Below are 18,613 nucleotides of genomic sequence, written 5' to 3'. Positions count from 1 at the left end.
TGCAGGTAAAACCCTGATCGGTGACCCTCCGCACAGCCGTTCCCACCAGTTGTGCACAGGCTGGGTCCACGGCCTCGCACGTTGTGGATAACGTGTGATCAACGCCAGGAGATACGGCCCTTAGGATGTGACCTGGGCCACAGCGACGGCGCTGACCGCCAGCGACAGCACCAGCACCGCGGCGGTCGTCCCCCACTGCACCTGGTCCCGCCGCTCCCGCGGCGCGTAGGCCAGGCCCACGGCGATCAGCGTGCCGGCGGCCAGACCGCCGAGGTGCGCCTGCCAGCTCACCCCGCTCCAGGTGAAGCTGAAGACGATGTTCAGCACCAGCAGGGCCAGGATGGGGCGCATGTCGTAGCGCAGCCGCCGCATAAAGACCGCGGTCGCCCCGAACAGTCCGAAGATCGCCCCGGAGGCCCCGATGGTCAGCGAGTCCGGTGTTAGCACCAGCACCGCCGCGCTGCCCGCGACCGCCGAGACGAGGTAGAGGGCCAGATAGCGGCTGCGGCCGAGCAGCCCCTCCAGCGGCGCCCCGATCCACCACAGCGACAGCATGTTGAAGGCGATGTGCATCGGCGGTATGGAGTTCTGGTGCACGAACGCCGAGGTCAGCACCCGGTACCACTGACCGGGGCCCTGGGCGACGCCGATGCACACGTGCTGCCCGGTGATGTCGCTGCCGCACAGCGCGTACAGCCCCAGCCGGTCGACGAGCCGGTCGCCCATCGCCAGTTCCAGCACGAAGACCGCGATGTTCAGCCCGATCAGGATCTTCGTGACCAGGAACGGGTCGGCCGCCACCGTGCCGCCGGCGACCGTACGCGGCCGGACGTGCGCACCGGCCGCCTGGCCCACGCACTCCTTGCACTGGAACCCGACCGAGGCGCTGACCATGCACTCGGGGCAGATCGGCCGGTCGCACCGGGTACAGCGGATGCCGGTCTCCCGGTCCGGGTGCCGGTGGCAACCGGCCGGCTGCTGGCTCATGTGACGTCCACTCCCCTGAAAACAGCGCTCACCGTGCGCTCACGCGCCCCGCCCACTGATGACGTGCGGACAGGGCGCGGTTGTTCCCGAAGCGTACGGGATCACGCGGCCCGGCAGCCCACGGGTCGCGGGAGCGGCTCAGGCGTCGCGCTTCTCCACCACGACCGTGTTGATGACCACCTCGTCCAGCGGGCGGTCGGTGCGCGGGTTGGTCGGCGCGCCGATGATCCCGTCCACCACCTTCTTGCTGGCGTCGTCCGCGACCTCACCGAAGATGGTGTGCTTGCGGGTCAGCCAGGTGGTGGGCGCGACCGTGATGAAGAACTGCGAGCCGTTGGTGTTCGGCCCGGCGTTGGCCATCGCCAGCAGGTAGGGCCGGTCGAAGGCCAGGTCGGGGTGGAACTCGTCGGGGAACTCGTAACCCGGACCGCCGGTCCCGTTCCCCAGCGGGTCGCCGCCCTGGATCATGAAACCGGAGATGACGCGGTGGAACACGGTCCCGTCGTAAAGCCGTCCGGTGGACGGCTTGCCGGTATGCGGGTCGGTCCACTCGCGGGTGCCCTCGGCGAGCCCGACGAAGTTGTCCACGGTCTTGGGGGTGTGGTTCGGCAGCAGCCGGATCACGATGTCGCCGTGGTTGGTCTTCAGGGTGGCGTAGAGCTGCTCGGCCACGATCTACCTTCCATAGTCCTCACTGACAGGGGACAAATCCTTGCACGGCCCGCGCGCCGCGCGCCGGGTTCCCGGCGATCACGGACAGCTGGACCCCACCGATCGGGCCCGCTGACCCGTATGCCTTGCCGCACATGCCGTACCCGGTTCGCCCATGCATGATTTCAAACCGGAGGGAAAGGCGGAAACCGTACGCCACCGAGGAGGAGGTTCCTGTGACCCGCATCGACAGCGTGCGCCACGCGGCTGACGTGACCAAGGACAGCGTGCGGCACGCCGCGGAGGTGGCGGCACCGTACGCGAGCACGGCCAAGGACGGTGCCGTGCACTACGGCAGGCAGGCCGGAGCAATGGCGAAGCAGCAGTACGACGCGAAACTGGCGGAGCACGTCGACCACGTGCTGGAACAAGTACGCGACCAGGCCGCCGCGGCGGTCCCGCCGAAGGCGGCGGTCGCGGCCAAGCGCACGAAGGAGGGGGCGAAGGCGGCCGCCGACTACACCGCGCCGAAGGTCGGCACCGCCGTGGTCGCCACCCGGGCGGTCGCCGTCCCGGCGGCCACCGAAGTGGTGCAGCGCGGCGGCGCCGCCCTGCACGCCCTGCGGGGCCAGGTCTCCGCAGCAGAGATCGACCGGCTGGTCCGGCGCCGGGCGCGCCGACAGCAGACCGGCCGGGTCTTCCGCGGCCTGTTCGTCGTCGGCCTGGCCGGCGGCGCCGCGTACGCGGCGTTCAAGTGGTGGCGCAAGCAGTCCAACCCGGACTGGCTGGTGGAACCCTCCGAGCCGACCGACCCCGGCGACCGCGCGTCGATGAACGGCAGCGGCACGCTCACCGTGGTCGACCCCCTGGAGGAAACCCTCGCCGACGAGACGCGCACCGGCTCCCTCAACGGCTCCGCCCCTCGCGTCGACCACGTCGACGGCCACGAACTCGACCCGGAGGTCAAGGCCAAACAGGCAGACGCCGAACGCCCGGACGACGACCGCTGACCTCCCCCGCCGCCTTCCCGAATCCCCCCGCGCCTGTGGTCGGAACCCCCCTCCCGAGGGGTTCCGACCACAGGCGCGGGGGGATTTCCCCGTCGGGGCACCGGGACGGGGGTGGCGGCAGGGGGTGCCCACTGGGGTGGGGGGCTGTGAGTGGGCGCCCGTGAGTGCGGGAGGGGCCGTGGGGTGGGCGCCGTTGGGGGCGCTGGCGGATGCCCGGTGGGGTGGGGGCGCCCATGGGTGGGTGCCGTTGGACGTCGGGGCGCCCATGGGTGGGTGCCCGGCGACCTTGGGGTGCCCGCGAACGGGTGCCCCGCAGCGTTGGGAGGCCCGTGGGTGGGTGCCGTACGGCGTTACGGCACCGCCCATACCCCTTTTTTGCCGCCGCTTCGCCTCCGGGCGCTTCGATCCGGTGCCGACGGTCGACCGTGCTCACTCGCTCGTACCTCGCTCACTGCGCGCGCTCTCCCTTTCGACACCGGCGCGCCCTTCGGCTCACCGGCTACCCGGGGGTGCCGCCGAGCGGGTCAGTGGACGCGGGGGCGGGCCGTCGGGCGCAACGGCGCCCCGGGGGGGCGCCCACCGGCTTTGGGGCGCCGATTGGGGGGTGCCGTCCGGCAGCAGGGCGCCCACGCGGGGTGCCCCGCAGCGACAGGGTGCCCATAAGTGGGTGCCGTACGGCGTCAGGTGAACCAACCGGCGGACCCTATGGCGCTGCGGGGGGCACGGCACCCCCCGGGCCTGGGCCCCCTTTTGGTGCCGTTGCGCCCGACGGCACCCCTCCAAATGCCGGGCACCCACCCACGGCACCGATACCGCCCGCGGTGCCACCGGGTAGCCGGCGAGCCAAAGGCCGCGCCGGTGTCGAAAGAGACGAGGAGAAGGAAGCGACGAAGGAGCGACCGTACGACGAGGACCGTCGACGCCGGACCCAAGCGGCCGGAGGCGAGAAGGCGGCAAAAAAGGAGCGACCGTACGACGAGGACCGTCGACACCGGACCCAAGCACCCGGAGGCGAGAAGGCGGCAAAAAAGGAGCGACCGTACGACGAGGACCGTCGACACCGGACCCAAGCGGCCGGAGGCGAGAAGGCGGCGAAAAAACAGTGGAGCCTGGGGGATTCGAACCCCCGACATCTGCCTTGCAAAGGCAGCGCTCTACCAACTGAGCTAAGGCCCCGCGACAGCAATAGCGTAGCGGGTGGCGAGGCGGGGGCGGAGCCGGGAGGGGGGTACGTAGGATGGTTTGCGATTTCGCGGGAGCAAACGGGAGGGCGCATGGAGACATCGGTGCCGGGGTCCGGCGCTCGGGCGGTGGAGGCGATGGAGCTGCAGCGGGGGTGGTACGGGGAGCCGCTGGGGGATCTGTTCCGGCGGTTGATGGCTGATCTGGGGCTGAACCAGGTGCGGCTGGCCGGGGTGCTGGGGCTGTCCGCGCCGATGCTGTCGCAGCTGATGAGCGGGCAGCGGGCCAAGATCGGGAATCCGGCGGTGGTGCAGCGGCTGCAGGCGCTGCAGGAACTGGCGTTCCAGGTGGCGGAGGGCGGGACGGGGGCGATGGAGGCGGCGGCGCGGATGGCGGAGATCCGGGAGTCGGCCGGCACCTCGGTGCTGAGCACCACGCACTCGGTCTCGGGGACGGCGGCGCCCGCGGACGCCCGGCAGGTGGTGCGGGGGATCCAGACGGTGCTGCGGTCGGTCGCGTCGGCCGCGGAGATCGAGGGCGCGGCGCACACCCTCGCGTACGCGTACCCGCAACTGGCAGAGTTTCTCCGTGTGTACGGCGGCGGGCGTACCGGTGAGGCCGTCACACACTACGAAGCGCATCAGGACTGACGGGACCGACCGGAGCTGAGGGGGGCGGCACACCATGGGCGAGGTCTTCGCGGGCCGCTACGAGCTGGTGGACCCGATCGGACGCGGCGGGGTCGGCGCGGTCTGGCGCTCCTGGGACCACCGGCGACGGCGCTATGTCGCCGCGAAGGTGCTCCAGCAGAGCGACGCCCACGCCCTGCTGCGGTTCGTCCGCGAGCAGGCGACGCGGATCGACCACCCCCATGTGCTGGCGCCGGCCAGCTGGGCGGCCGACGACGACAAGGTGCTGTTCACCATGGACCTGGTCCGCGGCGGCTCGCTGTCGCACCTGGTCGGGGACTACGGCCCGCTGCCGCCGCACTACGTGGTCGTCCTGCTCGACCAGCTGCTCGCCGGGCTGACCGCGGTGCACGCCGAGGGGGTCGTCCACCGGGACATCAAGCCCGCGAACATCCTGCTGGAGGCGACGGGCGCCGGCGCCCCGCACGTACGGCTGTCGGACTTCGGCATCGCCATGCGCAAGGGGGACGCGCGGCTGACCGAGACGGACTACGTGGTCGGGACACCCGGCTACTTCGCGCCCGAGCAGCTGCTCGGCGAGGAACCCGACTTCCCCGCCGACCTGTACGCCGTCGGCCTCCTCGCGCTCTTCCTGCTCGGCGGCCAGAAGCCGGACGCGGACGCCGTCAAGGAGCGCTTCCTGGCGATGGGCATGCCGCCGGCGCCGCGCGGGGTGCCGGAACCGCTCTGGCAGGTCGTCGGGGCCCTGCTGCAGCCGGACCCGAACGCCCGGTTCCGTACCGCGACCGGCGCCCGCAAGGCGCTGACGGCCGTCGTCGAGCTGCTGCCCGAGCCGCCCGCCGACGAGGAACCCGTGGTGATCTTCGACCAGATCGGGGCGCTGCCGGACGGCTTCGGCCCCCAGGGGCCGCTGGCCGCCGCCACCCCGAAGCCGCACGGGCCGGCTCAGACCGGTGACTTCGCGCTGCGGCCGCCCCGGCCCGCGCCGCCCCGGCCCCAGGGCAGGCACGCGGCGCCGCTCCCGGCCCACGAGCCGGTGACGCACACCACGACGCGGGCGGAGCGGGCCGCGCCGGAACCGCGTCAGGAGGCCGCCCCGGGGGCCGCCCAGGAGGTCCGGCCGTTCCAGCGGGCCCAGGGGCAGTCCGGGCGGTCGGCGCCGCCCCGGCCCCGGGTGCAGCCGCTCCCCCCGGCGCCGCCCGCCGTGCCGCACCCCACCGCGACCCTGCCGCTCCCGGAAGGCGCCGCGCCGCGCCATCTGCCCGCCGCCCGGCGCCGGCCCGGCCCCTCCGCCCGCGCGGCGGTCACGATCCTCCTGCTGGCCGCGCTCTGCTTCGCGGTCGGCGTCCTGGCCCTGCTCGCCTCCTGACAGACCGTCAGAAGCCCGGCTGAGGACCTCCCCGAGCCCCGCCGGGGGCCACCGGGGGCGGCGACGCCCCCGGGCCGCGGGAGCCCCGGCTCCGGCGCGGGAGCGGCCGGGGGTCAGGCCGCTCCCGGCGGTGCGGCGTCCGCTGCCCCACGCCCGCGTCCGGACCGGCGCCGCCCGGCCGCGTACCCGTACCCGGACCAGCCGGCCAGCACCAGCAGCAGCGCCGTCCCGGCGCCGAACGCCGCGAAGGCGACGACCCGCAGCGGCCGGGCGGGCGCCCCGCCCCCGGCCGCGCCCCCGCCGGCCTCGGCCGCCGTCCCGCCCGCCGAGGCCGCGTCGTGCGCGCTCACGCCGATACCGGCCGCCCCCGGGTCGCCGTCGTACGGGGGCGCGGCCTGCGCGGCGCCCGTCACCTCGATCCGCAGGGTGACCGGCAGCGCACCGCTCACCACCTCGGCCACCTTCGGGTGCACCGACACGGCGAGGTAGTACCAGCCCGCGTAGCGGACCCGTGCCACCCGGTTGTCGTCGGCCGCGCGGTTGGCGTACGAGACCGGTGCGAGCCGCTCGGCGACCGAGGTCGGGGTGCCCAGGTACGACCTCTCCTCGCCGTCGACGTACTCCCGGACCGGGCTGAAGACGGACAGCCGCACCCCGGAGCCCACGAACGCGGACACGCCGGTGGCCTGGGCGTCGGCGAAGTCGGCGAAGACGGTGGCCTGCTGGCCCCAGTCGACCGGCACCTTGTAGAAGCGCGTCTCGCCGGGCAGCACCTTGTCCTTCCAGATGCCGGTCCGCACCGCCGCCGCCGTCTCGAAGCCGGTGCCGCCGCGCGCCTGGCGCGGGGTGCCCGCGGTGAGGGGTACGGGCGGGGCGGTCCCGGTGGGCAGCGCGGGAGGCACGGTCGCGCCGGCGACGAGCGGCGGCTCCGCCACGTAGCGCAGTTCCAGCGGCCAGCCGTCCGGGTCGGAGGTCGCGCCGCTCGCCCGGCGCACCCGGAGGGTGTAGCGGCCGGCCTCCTGGCAGGAGGTGCCGACACCGATGAGCCGGGAGACCGCGGTGCCGATCGGCCGGGCGTCCCCGTTGTCCTGGAAGTGCGCGGTCCGGCTGTCGCAGGCGGCGCCGTCGGCTCTCGTCAGCCTGAGGTCCAGGCCGTCGCCGTACCCGACCCGCGTGCGGGGGACGGGGACCGCGAACGCCGAGACGTAGGCGGAGGACCTGGCGTCGAGCGCGACACCGTAGAACTTGGTCTCGCCGGGCCCGATGGTGTCCTGGTAGGTGACCGTGGGGTCCATGGCGGGCGCGTCCGGGGCGCCGGCGGCACCGGACAGCGGCTTTCCCTCGACCTGCCACCTCGCCGGGGTGTCGGACGTGGCGCCCGACATACGGCCCGCGGCCACACCGCCGGACGCGCTTCCCGAAGCGGCTGTCGGCGCGCTTCCCGGCGGGCCGGCCGACAGGCCCACGGACACCGCCGGTGTCCCGGGTCCGGCGGCTACGGGCGTGCCGTCGGCGACCGCCCGCCCCTGCGCCTGGAGGGCGGCCAGTGCCAGCAGAACCGTCGCCGCCAAGGACGTCGTACGCCTCATACCCCACCTCTGTCCGTACGGGTCCCGGTCCGCCGCCCCCGCCGGTGCGGTGGGGGCGCTTGGCCCCGCCGCGACGGCGGGGAGCGGGTCCCGGCCGGTGGCGGCAGCGCCGTGCGGAGCGCCACGGGCCGACGGGGCCGGTGAACCGCAACGGGCGGAAGGGCCGGAAGGGCCGGAATGGCCGGAAGTCGCCCTCACCCCGGCCGCCGGCGCCCCGGCCCGGACGGCACCCTCACCAGCCGGGCCACCCGGCCACCCACCGCCCGCGGGGGCCGCCACCGGGTCGGCAAGGCAGCGGCCCCGACCGCGTTCAGCGGCCGGGGCCCAGGACGCCCGGTCGCGACACACGGTGTCGGCGTCCTCGGCGGCGTCTCATATCGTCACGTGTCACGGAGCCGCGTGGTCGCGCGTCACACCGTCATACGCGCACACGGGGCTTTGCGTTCCCGCCGGTCACACACTCTCGCCGGCGACGGGGCCCGAGCCGGTACCGGAGCCGGAGCCCGCCGGAACCGTGTCAGTGGCTTCCGTCCACAGGTCCTGCTCGGCGCGGTCCGCCTGGATCTGCCGGTACACGAACAGCCCGGCGACGGCGGCCAGTGCGACCAAAAGAATCTTCTTCATGGCGTGACCTCCTCCTTCTGCATGGGGACAGCATCTGACGCGCCCGACTATACACAGCGGCCGATACCGAACGGTGACCTGCCGCCGACACAAAAGACCCCCGGCCGATCCGGCCGGGGGTCTCGATGCGAGTGGGGCTACCAGGACTTGAACCTGGGGCCTCTTCCTTATCAGGGAAGCGCTCTAACCGTCTGAGCTATAGCCCCGCGCTGCACCGAAAGATTAGCGCACCGATGGCCGTGCCCCAAAATCGGTTGATCCACGGCCCCGGTGGTCCGCTATTCGTCCTCCGCGAGGGTCAGCTCGACGCCGCCCACGAACCCCGCCGAGAGGTTGTAGATGAAGGCGCCCAGCGTCGCCAGCGCGGTGGCCAGCACCACGTCGATGACCGCGATGACGATGGTGAACGTCATCACCCGGGACAGTGACAGGAAGGACACCAGGTCGAACCCGCCCTTGCCGCCCTGCTCGGAGGTGGTGGCCTCGCTGATGGTGGAGCCGACGGTGCTGAAGACGCCGATGGTGTCCAGCACCATCCACAGCACCGCGACCGCGACGATCGTGCAGATCCCGAGCGCGATGGAGAGCAGGAAGCTCACCTTCATCACCGACCACGGGTCGGCCTTGGAGACCCGCAGCCGGGCCTTGCGGGTGCGCGGCGCGGTACGGGCGGCCGGCCGCGGCCGGCGCACTCCGGCGGCCGCGGGCCCGCCGGGGCCGCCCAGGAGGCCGGGGCCCGGCGCACCGGGCGCGCCCGGCGGCGGTGGCGGCGCGTACGCCGACACCGGCTGGTGCGGCGACGGCTGACGGGTGTCCGTCACGGTGTATCCCCCCTCTTGAGGGCCGCTGAGGTTGGCCGAGCCATGGGCCCCTCCGGTCATACCGGCACCACCCGCGGCGCCCGTGGCTCCACTCACGGCTTACTCCTCCGGTTCACCGGCCGCGGGCGCTTCGCCCTCGGCCGCAGTGTCGAGCTCTCCTTCGCCGGCCACCAGGGCCACCTCCGGATCGTCCTCCGCCTCGGCGTTGCGCGCGATGCCGACGACGGCGTCCCGCTTCCCGAGGTTGATCAGCTGAACGCCCATGGTGTCACGGCCGGTCTCCCTGACCTCATTCACCCGGGTGCGGATCACGCCACCGCTCAGGGTGATGGCGAGGATCTCATCGGTCCCCTCGACCACCAGGGCCCCGACCAGCGAGCCGCGGTCCTCCACGATCTTCGCCGCCTTGATGCCGAGCCCGCCGCGCCCCTGGACCCGGTACTCGTCGACCCGGGTCCGCTTGGCGTAGCCGCCATCAGTGGCAGTGAAGACGAAAGTACCCGGCCTGACCACGTTCATGGAGAGAAGTTCGTCACCTTCGCGGAAACTCATCCCCTTCACACCGGATGTGGCCCGGCCCATCGGGCGCAGTGCCTCGTCCGTCGCGGTGAACCGGATGCACTGGGCCTTGCGGCTGACCAGCAGCAGGTCGTCCTGCGACGACACCAGTTCAGCGCCGATCAACTCATCAGACTCCGCGGCGCCGCCTTCGGTTCCCTCCGCCTCGCGCAGATTGATGGCGATCACACCGCCGGCCCGCGGGGAGTCGTAGTCCTTGAGCGCGGTCTTCTTCACCAGACCGGACTTGGTGGCGAGCACCAGGTACGGCGCGGCCTCGTAGTCCTTGATGGCCAGGATCTGCGCGATCCGCTCGTCCGGCTGGAAGGCGAGCAGGTTGGCGACGTGCTGGCCGCGGGCGTCCCGGCCGGCGTCGGGCAGCTCGTACGCCTTGGCGCGGTAGACCCGCCCCTTGTTGGTGAAGAACAGCAGCCACTGGTGGGTGGTGGTCACGAAGAAGTGGTCGACGATGTCGTCCTGCTTCAGCTTCGTGCCGCGCACACCCTTGCCGCCGCGCTTCTGCGACCGGTAGTCCTCGGTCTTGGTGCGTTTGACGTAGCCGCCGCGGGTGATGGTGACGACGATGTCCTCCTCGGCGATCAGGTCCTCGATGGACATGTCACCGTCGAAGGGCACCAGCTTGCTGCGCCGGTCGTCGCCGAACTTGTCGACGATGGCCTGCAGCTCCTCGCTGATGATCTGCCGCTGCCGCTCGGGGGAGGCCAGGATCGCCTGGTATTCGTTGATCTTCGCCTGGAGTTCGTCGTGCTCGGCGATGATCTTCTGCCGCTCCAGGGCGGCCAGCCGGCGCAGCTGCATCTCCAGGATCGCGTTGGCCTGGATGTCGTCGATCGTCAGCAGGCCCATCAGGCCCTCACGCGCGATCTCGACCGTGTCGCTGCGCCGGATCAGCGCGATGACCTCGTCGATCGCGTCGAGCGCCTTGAGCAGGCCGCGCAGGATGTGGGCACGCTCCTCGGCCTTGCGCAGCCGGAAGCGGGTGCGCCGGACGACGACCTCGACCTGGTGGGTCACCCAGTTGCGGATGAACGCGTCCAGCGACAGGGTGCGCGGCACCCCGTCGACCAGGGCCAGCATGTTGGCGCCGAAGTTGGTCTGCAGGTCGGTGTGCTTGAAGAGGTTGTTCAGCACCACCTTGGCGACCGCGTCGCGCTTGAGCACGATCACCAGGCGCTGACCGGTACGGGAGGAGGTCTCGTCGCGGACGTCCGCGATACCGCCGATCCGGCCGTCCTTCACCAGGTCGGCGATCTTCTGCGCGAGGTTGTCCGGGTTGGTCTGGTACGGCAGCTCGGTGACGACCAGGCACTGCCGGTTCTGGATCTCCTCGACCTCCACGACCGCGCGCATGGTGATCGAGCCGCGGCCGGTGCGGTACGCCTCCTCGATGCCCTTGCGGCCGACCACCAGGGCGCCGGTCGGGAAGTCCGGGCCCTTGATCCGCTCGATCAGCGCGTCGAGCAGCTCCTCGGGCTCCGCGTCGGGGTTGGCCAGGAACCACTGGGCGCCGTCGGCGACCTCGCGCAGGTTGTGCGGCGGGATGTTGGTGGCCATCCCGACCGCGATACCCGCCGAGCCGTTGATCAGCAGGTTCGGGAAGCGCGCGGGCAGGACCGTCGGCTCCTGGTTGCGGCCGTCGTAGTTGTCCGTGAAGTCGACGGTCTCCTCGTCGATGTCCCGGACCATCTCCATGGCCAGCGGCGCCATCTTGCACTCGGTGTACCGCATCGCGGCGGCCGGGTCGTTGCCCGGCGAACCGAAGTTGCCGTTGGAGTCGACCAGCGGCATCCGCATCGACCACGGCTGGGCGAGCCGGACCAGCGCGTCGTAGATCGAGGAGTCGCCGTGCGGGTGGTAGGTGCCCATCACGTCGCCGACGACGCGCGCGCACTTGTAGAACCCCTTCTCCGGCCGGTAGCCGCCGTCGTACATCGCGTAGAGCACGCGGCGGTGCACCGGCTTGAGGCCGTCCCGTACGTCCGGCAGCGCGCGCGAGACGATGACGGACATCGCGTAGTCGAGGTAGCTGCGCTGCATCTCGGTCTCGAGCCCGACGGGCTCGATGCGCAGCGCCCCGGACTCGTTGCGCAGGTCCTGCTCGGACTCGGGGATGTCGGGCGCGGGGGGGATGTTGGAAGTCTCGTCGGCCATCGCTGTCAGATAGTCCTTTCACACGGCACACGGCACACGGCACACACGGCCACGGGTCATACGGGGCTCTGGTCCGGCCCGGGGCCGGAGCGTCCGCAGCGGCCTGAGCGGCCGCCGGCGGGACCGGCTCAGATGTCCAGGAAGCGGACGTCCTTGGCGTTGCGCTGGATGAACGTGCGCCGCGCCTCCACGTCCTCGCCCATCAGCACCGAGAACAGGTCGTCGGCCTGCGCCGCGTCGTCCAGGGTGACCTTGCCGAGCACGCGGTGGTCGATGTCCATGGTGGTGACCCGCAGCTCCTCGGCGTTCATCTCGCCGAGGCCCTTGAAGCGCTGGATGGAGTCCTCGCGGATCCGCTTGCCGCTCTGCTTGCCCAGCTCCACCAGGGCGTCGCGCTCGCGGTCGGAGTACGCGTACTCCCAGTCGTCCCTACCCCACTTGACCTTGTACAGCGGCGGGCGGGACAGGTAGACGTGCCCGGCCTCGACCAGCGGTCGCATGAAGCGGAAGAGGAAGGTCAGCAGCAGGGTGTTGATGTGCTGGCCGTCGACGTCGGCGTCCGCCATCAGGATGATCTTGTGATAGCGGAGCTTGGCGATGTCGAAGTCCTCGTGCACACCGGTGCCGAAGGCGGAGATCAGCGCCTGGATCTCGGTGTTCTGCAGGATCTTGTCGATCCGGGACTTCTCCACGTTGAGGATCTTGCCGCGGATCGGGAGGATCGCCTGGTACTGCGGGTTGCGGCCGGACTTGGCCGAGCCGCCGGCCGAGTCGCCCTCGACGATGAAGATCTCGCACTTCGTCGGGTCGTTGGACTGGCAGTCGCTCAGCTTGCCGGGCAGCGACGCGGACTCCAGCAGCCCCTTGCGGCGGGTCAGGTCACGCGCCTTGCGGGCCGCGACCCGGGCGGTGGCCGCCTGGATCGACTTGCGGATGATGTCCGAGGCCTCGTTGGGGTTGCGGTCCAGCCAGTCGGTCAGGTGCTCGTGCACGACCTTCTGGACGAACGTCTTCGCCTCGGTGTTGCCGAGCTTGGTCTTGGTCTGCCCCTCGAACTGGGGCTCGCCGAGCTTGACCGAGATGATCGCGGTCAGGCCCTCGCGGATGTCCTCGCCGGCGAGGTTGTCGTCCTTCTCCCGGAGCAGCTTCTTGTCCCGCGCGTAGCGGTTGACCAGGCTGGTCAGCGCCGCGCGGAAGCCCTCTTCGTGGGTGCCGCCCTCGTGGGTGTGGATGGTGTTGGCGAAGCTGTAGACACCCTCGCTGTACTGGGTGTTCCACTGCATCGCGACCTCGACCGACAGCAGCCGCTCCCTGTCCTCCGCCTCGATGTCGATGACGGTGGGGTGGATCAGCTCGCCCTTGCGCGCGTTGAGGTACTTCACGAAGTCGACGATGCCGCCCTCGTAGCGGTACTCCGCGTGCAGCGGCCGGCCGTCCTCGTCCACCCGGTCGGCACGCTCGTCGGTCAGGGCCAGCCGGAGGTTCTTGTTGAGGAACGCCATCTCCTGGAAGCGCCGGGACAGCGTCTCGAAGGAGTAGTCCGTGGTCTCGAAGATGTCGGCGTCGGCCCAGAAGGTGACCGTGGTGCCCGTCTCGTCGGTCGGCTCGTTCCTGGCCAGCGGCGCGGTCGGTACGCCCAGCTTGTAGTCCTGCGTCCAACGGTGGCCGTCGCGGCGGACCTCCACCGCGACCCGGGAGGACAGCGCGTTCACCACGGAGACGCCGACGCCGTGCAGACCGCCGGAGACCGCGTAGCCGCCGCCGCCGAACTTGCCGCCCGCGTGCAGCACGGTCAGCACCACCTCGACGGCGGGCTTGCCCTCCGAGGGCACGATGTCCACCGGGATACCGCGGCCGTTGTCCACCACCCGGACCCCGCCGTCCGGCAGGATCGTGACGTCGATGGAGTCCGCGTGGCCCGCCAGCGCCTCGTCGACGGAGTTGTCGACGACCTCGTACACGAGGTGGTGCAGGCCCCGCTCACCGGTCGAGCCGATGTACATGCCGGGGCGCTTGCGTACCGCGTCGAGTCCTTCGAGCACGGTGATCTGGCTGGCGTTGTAGGACTTGCTGGAGTTCTCGTTGGGGTTGCCGGAATCGGCCACGAAGCGCCCTTTCTGGCACAGCACGAGCCGTCTCCGCGGACGGGGGCGGCTGCGTCGTTCGACAAGTTCCGCTGGGGTACCCCTGCCGGTCTGCCAGGGGAGGGCGGTCTGCCTGTCAGTCTACCGGTAGCGACGACATGAATGGGGCTATGGCGGTACCTCAGTTCCCATGTACCGACCGAATCCGCTGCCGCCCGACTCCCTACACGCGGCCCCGGGGCAGAAACCGCTCACGCGGGCGTCCAGGGCTTCCGGCTGTCAACCCCCGGCTACGCAGCGCAGGGGAACTCCCGTCACGCCCGTAACCGGCGCGTACCTGCCTCCGCCCGTTCGCGGACGGCCGCCGTCCACCGCGCCCCCGCCGACGGCGGAGGCCAGGGCGCGAGCCACGGCGGACGGCCGCCTCACCCGTAGGTGTCGCCGGGGCCCCTGCTGCCCGGCGCCCGCAGCCGGCCGTAGGTACGCGGCGGCGCGGCCGGGCCCTGCACCTTGATCAGCTTCACCGTGCCGTGGCCGAGATCCGCGTTCAGCCGGGCCACCAGGGTGGGCGCCAGCAGCCGCAGCTGGGTGGCCCAGGCGGTGGAGTCGCAGCTCACCGTCAGCACGCAGGCGTCCTCGTCGTACCGGTCGGGGGCGCAGTGCAGCGCCACCTCGGGGCCGACGATCTGCGGCCAGCGGCCCATCACACCGCCGACCGCGGCCGGCGCCTCCCAGCCGCGCTCGGTGATCAGCCGGCTGATCGCGGCGCCCAGCGGCAGCGGGTCCCGGCCGTCGGCGCGGGCGCCGCTGCGCAGACCCCCCCGCCTGGCCTGCCGCTTCTGTACGGCCGCGGCGCCCCTGGCCCTGGCCTGCTCCTTGGCGGCGCGCAGGGCGACGCGCGCCAGGTCCACTCCGGCCGGCCCGGCGCCGGTGGCCGCCGCGGCGGCCTCGTCCCGGGCCGCCGGCACCCCCCGCGGTTCCTGTTCGCTCACAGCCGCTCCACCGTCCCGTCCGCCACCGAGAACCGCGTGCCGAGCAGTACGTCCGGCACATCGTCGTCCACCGCCGCCGTGACCAGCACCTGCTCGCCCGGCGCCACCAGCTCGGCCAGCCGCTCCCGGCGCCGCTCGTCCAGCTCGGCGAACACGTCGTCCAGCACCAGCACCGGCTCGCCGCCGTCGGCGCGCAGCAGCTCGTAGGACGCCAGCCGCAGCGCCAGCGCGTACGACCACGACTCCCCGTGACTGGCATAGCCCTTCGCGGGCATCGGCCCCAGCTTCAGCACCAGATCGTCACGGTGCGGCCCCACCAGCGTCACACCGCGCTCGATCTCCTGGCGCCGGGACGCCGCCAGCGCCTCCAGCAGCCTGCCGTACAGGTCCTCCCGGCCGGCCGCCCCCGCCATCCGCTCCTCGCCCATCGAGCCGCGGTACTCCAGCGCGACCGGGCCGCCGCCGGGGGCCAGCTGCTCGTACGCCTTGTCGGTCAGCGGCTGCAGCGCCGCCACCAGGTCCAGCCGCTGGGCCAGCAGCTCCGCGCCGACCCGGGCCAGGTGCTGGTCCCAGACGTCGAGCGTCGACAGGTCGGCGCCGCGGCCGCCGTGCCGGCGGGCCAGCGCGGCGGTCTTCAGCAGGGTGTTGCGCTGCTTGAGCACCCGCTCGTAGTCGCCGCGCACCCCGGCCAGCCGCGGCGCGCGGGCGGTGATCAGCTCGTCCAGGAAGCGGCGGCGCTCACCCGGGTCGCCCTTGACCAGGGCCAGGTCCTCGGGGGCGAACAGCACGCTGCGGACGATGCCCAGCACGTCGCGCGGCCGGGCCTGGGAGGAGCGGTTGATCCTGGCCCGGTTGGCCCGGCCCGGGTTGATCTCCAGCTCGACCAGCTGCCGGCGCTCGTCCTGCACCACCTGGGCGCGTACCACCGCGCGTTCGGCGCCGACCCGGACCAGGGGCTGGTCGGAGGCGACCCGGTGGCTGGCGAGGGTGGCCAGGTAGCCGACCGCCTCGACCAGGTTGGTCTTGCCCTGGCCGTTGGGCCCCACGAAAGCCGTGACGCCCGGGTCGAGAGGGACCTCGGCCCGGGCGTAGGAGCGGAAGTCGGCGAGCGACAGGTGCGCTACGTGCATCGCGTGCTGTGGCGCTGGGCGCGCCGACCTCCCTGCTGTGGTGCGGTGCGGTGCGGTCGCGGGCCGTCGCCGGCCGCCAGGGGCCGGCGGTGACCCGCCGATGGCCTATTCGGCCGCGGTGACCGCGTGGCCGCCGAACTCGTTGCGGAGCGCGGCGATCATCTTCATCTGCGGCGAGTCGTCCTGGCGGGAGGAGAAGCGGGCGAACAGCGAGGCGGTGATGGCCGGCAGCGGCACCGCGTTGTCGATGGCCGCCTCGACCGTCCAGCGGCCCTCGCCGGAGTCGTCCGCGTAACCGCGCAGGTTGCCCAGGTGCTCGTCCTTGTCCAGGGCGTCCACGGCCAGGTCCAGCAGCCAGGAGCGGATGACCGTACCGGACTTCCAGGAGCGGAAGACCTCGCGGACGTCGGTGACCGACCCGACCGCCTCCAGCAGCTCCCAGCCCTCGGCGTAGGCCTGCATCATCGCGTACTCGATGCCGTTGTGGACCATCTTGGCGAAGTGACCGGCGCCGACCACGCCGGCGTGCACGGCGCCGGCGTCGCCCTCGGGCTTGAGGGCGTCGAAGATCGGCTGCGCCTTGGCGACGTCCTCGTCGGTGCCGCCGTACATCAGCGCGTAGCCGTTGGCCAGGCCCCAGACGCCGCCGGAGACGCCGCAGTCGACGAAGCCGATGCCCTTGTCGCGCAGTTCCTTGGCGTGCCGCTCGTCGTCCGTCCAGCGGGAGTTGCCGCCGTCCACCACGGTGTCGCCGGGGGAGAGCAGCGTGCCCAGTTCGTCGATGGTCGACTGGGTGGCGGCGCCCGCCGGGACCATCACCCATACCACGCGCGGACCTTGCAGCGAGTCCACCAGTTCCTTGAGGCTGTGGACATCGGCGAGATCGGGGTTCCTGTCGTACCCGATAACGGTGTGGCCGGCGCGGCGGATGCGCTCGCGCATGTTGCCGCCCATCTTGCCGAGACCGATGAGACCGAGCTCCATCACTGATCCTTCGTTTCGAGGCCGTTTCGAGGCGTTCGACGCGAGCTTGACCTGCGCCAGACTGACCGAGGACGAGCCTACGTCGGCCGGTGGCGGGGCACTCAGCCGGACAGCCGCACCGGCATGATCAGGTACTTGTACGCGTCGTCCGCCTCGGCGTCGAGGGCGGGACGGCCACCGAGCAGCGCCGGCTTGGTGGAGGTGGTGAACGACAGCTGGGCCACCGGGGAGTCGATCGCGCTCAGCCCGTCCAGCAGGAAGGTCGGGTTGAAGGCGATCGAGATGTCGTCGCCCTCCAGCTTGGCGTCGACCTTCTCCACGGCCTGTGCGTCGTCGCTGGAGCCGGCCTCCAGGGTCAGCACGCCCTGCTCGAAGCTCAGCCGCACCGGGGTGTTGCGCTCGGCGACCAGGGCTACGCGCTTGACGGCCTCGACGAACGGCGGGGTCTCGATCACCGCGACCGACGCGAACTCGGTCGGGAACAGGGTGCGGTACTTGGGCAGGTCGCCCTCCAGCAGCCGGGTGGTGGTCCGGCGGCCGGCGCCCTCGAAGCCGATCAGGCCCTCCCCCGCGCCGGAGCCGGCCAGCGCGATGGAGACGGTGTCGCCGCTGGTGAGCGACTTGGCAGTGTCCAGCAGGGTCTTGGCGGGGACCAGGGCGACCGCGGAGATGTCGGCCTGCTCGGGCTTCCACAGGAACTCGCGGACCGCGAAGCGGTAGCGGTCGGTGGCGGCCAGCGTGACCGTGTCGCCCTCGATCTCGATCCGCACACCGGTGAGCACCGGCAGGGTGTCGTCCCGGCCGGCGGCGATGGCCACCTGGGCGGCGGCGGCGGCGAAGACCTCGCCGGGGACGGTGCCGGAGGCGACCGGCATCGCGGGCAGCGCCGGGTACTCCTCCACCGGCAGGGTGTGCAGGGTGAAGCGGGAGCTGCCGCAGACGACGGTGACCCGTACGCCGTCGGTGGAGATCTCCACCGGGCGGTTGGGCAGCGCCCGGGAGATGTCGGCGAGCAGCCGGCCGGAGACCAGGACCGTGCCCTCCTCGTCGACCTCGGCGTCGACCGACACGCGGGCCGAGACCTCGTAGTCGAAGCCGGACAGGCTGAGCCTGGACTCCTCGGCCTTGAGCAGCAGCCCGGCGAGGACGGGCACCGGGGGACGGGCCGGGAGGCTGCGGGCAGCCCAAGCCACCGCCTCGGCGAGTACGTCGCGCTCCACCCGGATCTTCACCGGAACCGCCTCCTGCTTGTTGCTGACTGTCGGGGACCAGTCTGACGCACCGGACTGACACTCGGCGCGGGTTGGCGTCAAGCCGCGACACGGCGGCGGGGCGGCTCCGGGCCGACTTGTGCACAGCCCCCGCTTCGAAGCGGTTTCCCCGGTATCTACGTGTAGTCGTAGTAATAGGGGTTGTGGATACCGTGGATAACCGGTTCCCCTGCAGGTCGGACGGTGTTTTTTGTCCACCGGACCTGTGGACGGGGCCGGTGGACAACCAGGCCCCTCTGTGGACGGCCGGAAGTTGTGCACACCCGGTCCACAGGGGACCCCGGGTTCTCCCCAGCTCCGTCCCCAGGAATACCCAGGTTCTCCCCAGGCCAACCCACCACCATGGTGTGACGCCTTTCACTCTTCCAGGGGACAGACTGCATTTCATTACCGAACAGTGGACAAAGGTGTGGAGAACTGGCCTGGAGCTGTGCACAACAGGGACCATCCTGTGGGCGAGCGGTGGACAACCCCGAACGGCCCCCTGGGGGCGCCTTTTCCGTCCACAACCTGTGGACAGCGGTTGCCCACATATCCAC

14 protein-coding genes and 2 tRNA genes are annotated in these 18,613 nt (G+C 71.9%); 3 read left to right on the top strand and 13 right to left on the bottom strand.

Annotation, left to right across the window (positions count from 1 at the left end):
* Positions 1 to 120: 120 nt before the first annotated feature.
* Together RLT57_RS14955 and RLT57_RS14950 are read right to left on the bottom strand one after the other, a co-directional pair.
* Positions 121 to 987, bottom strand: coding sequence for a rhomboid family intramembrane serine protease (locus RLT57_RS14955; RefSeq protein ID WP_311297887.1), 867 nt, complete (start codon positions 985 to 987; stop codon positions 121 to 123).
* 138 nt (positions 988 to 1,125) lie between these two features.
* Entirely contained in the window at positions 1,126 to 1,659 is a 534-nt protein-coding gene (locus RLT57_RS14950; protein WP_311297886.1) for a peptidylprolyl isomerase, read from the bottom strand.
* A gap of 215 nt (positions 1,660 to 1,874) precedes the next feature.
* Here RLT57_RS14950 and RLT57_RS14945 point away from each other — a divergent pair, with 215 nt between their 5' ends.
* Complete coding sequence (locus RLT57_RS14945; protein WP_311297885.1) at positions 1,875 to 2,648, top strand: DUF5324 family protein; 774 nt, start codon at positions 1,875 to 1,877, stop codon at positions 2,646 to 2,648.
* Between the two features lie 1,103 nt (positions 2,649 to 3,751).
* On the opposite strand, the gene RLT57_RS14940 is transcribed toward RLT57_RS14945, so the two are convergent.
* A tRNA-Ala gene (locus tag RLT57_RS14940) sits at positions 3,752 to 3,824 on the bottom strand.
* A 98-nt stretch (positions 3,825 to 3,922) separates the two neighbouring features.
* On the opposite strand from RLT57_RS14940, the gene RLT57_RS14935 reads away from it, so the two are divergent.
* A complete protein-coding gene (locus RLT57_RS14935) occupies positions 3,923 to 4,480 on the top strand; it encodes a helix-turn-helix domain-containing protein (RefSeq protein WP_311297884.1) in 558 nt (185 codons plus the stop codon).
* Between the two features lie 34 nt (positions 4,481 to 4,514).
* On the top strand, positions 4,515 to 5,849 hold the full coding sequence (locus RLT57_RS14930; RefSeq protein WP_311297883.1) for a serine/threonine-protein kinase: 1,335 nt from the start codon (positions 4,515 to 4,517) through the stop codon (positions 5,847 to 5,849).
* A gap of 113 nt (positions 5,850 to 5,962) precedes the next feature.
* Here the strand turns inward: RLT57_RS14930 and RLT57_RS14925 are convergent, their stop codons facing one another.
* From RLT57_RS14925 to dnaN, 10 genes are all read right to left on the bottom strand, one after another.
* Positions 5,963 to 7,438: a hypothetical protein gene (locus RLT57_RS14925; RefSeq protein WP_311297882.1), complete on the bottom strand. Its 1,476-nt coding sequence runs from the start codon at positions 7,436 to 7,438 to the stop codon at positions 5,963 to 5,965.
* Positions 7,439 to 7,891: 453 nt separating this feature from the next.
* Positions 7,892 to 8,062, bottom strand: a complete 171-nt coding sequence (locus RLT57_RS14920; RefSeq protein WP_311297881.1) for a DLW-39 family protein — start codon at positions 8,060 to 8,062, stop codon at positions 7,892 to 7,894.
* A 132-nt stretch (positions 8,063 to 8,194) separates the two neighbouring features.
* Positions 8,195 to 8,268: transfer RNA gene (locus RLT57_RS14915), tRNA-Ile, on the bottom strand.
* A 72-nt stretch (positions 8,269 to 8,340) separates the two neighbouring features.
* Entirely contained in the window at positions 8,341 to 8,979 is a 639-nt protein-coding gene (locus RLT57_RS14910; protein ID WP_399128694.1) for a DUF3566 domain-containing protein, read from the bottom strand.
* A 3-nt stretch (positions 8,980 to 8,982) separates the two neighbouring features.
* Positions 8,983 to 11,613: a DNA gyrase subunit A gene (gene gyrA / locus RLT57_RS14905; protein WP_311297880.1), complete on the bottom strand. Its 2,631-nt coding sequence runs from the start codon at positions 11,611 to 11,613 to the stop codon at positions 8,983 to 8,985.
* A gap of 128 nt (positions 11,614 to 11,741) precedes the next feature.
* Positions 11,742 to 13,742: a DNA topoisomerase (ATP-hydrolyzing) subunit B gene (gyrB, locus tag RLT57_RS14900; protein WP_311297879.1), complete on the bottom strand. Its 2,001-nt coding sequence runs from the start codon at positions 13,740 to 13,742 to the stop codon at positions 11,742 to 11,744.
* Positions 13,743 to 14,122: 380 nt separating this feature from the next.
* Positions 14,123 to 14,665, bottom strand: a complete 543-nt coding sequence (locus RLT57_RS14895; protein WP_311300719.1) for a DUF721 domain-containing protein — start codon at positions 14,663 to 14,665, stop codon at positions 14,123 to 14,125.
* 20 nt (positions 14,666 to 14,685) lie between these two features.
* Complete coding sequence (gene recF, locus RLT57_RS14890) at positions 14,686 to 15,819, bottom strand: DNA replication/repair protein RecF (RefSeq protein ID WP_311297878.1); 1,134 nt, start codon at positions 15,817 to 15,819, stop codon at positions 14,686 to 14,688.
* 105 nt (positions 15,820 to 15,924) lie between these two features.
* On the bottom strand, positions 15,925 to 16,803 hold the full coding sequence (gnd, locus tag RLT57_RS14885) for a phosphogluconate dehydrogenase (NAD(+)-dependent, decarboxylating) (protein ID WP_311297877.1): 879 nt from the start codon (positions 16,801 to 16,803) through the stop codon (positions 15,925 to 15,927).
* A gap of 101 nt (positions 16,804 to 16,904) precedes the next feature.
* The gene (dnaN, locus tag RLT57_RS14880) at positions 16,905 to 18,035 is read right to left on the bottom strand and encodes a DNA polymerase III subunit beta (RefSeq protein WP_311297876.1); all 1,131 of its coding nucleotides are present in this window, start codon (positions 18,033 to 18,035) and stop codon (positions 16,905 to 16,907) included.
* Positions 18,036 to 18,613 lie beyond the last annotated feature (578 nt).

Origin of the sequence: Streptomyces sp. ITFR-21, from assembly GCF_031844685.1 — a bacterium.
GTDB lineage: Bacteria > Actinomycetota > Actinomycetes > Streptomycetales > Streptomycetaceae > Actinacidiphila.
The sequence above is the reverse complement of the archived record's forward strand: the minus strand, read 5'-3'. Positions and strand labels throughout refer to the sequence as shown.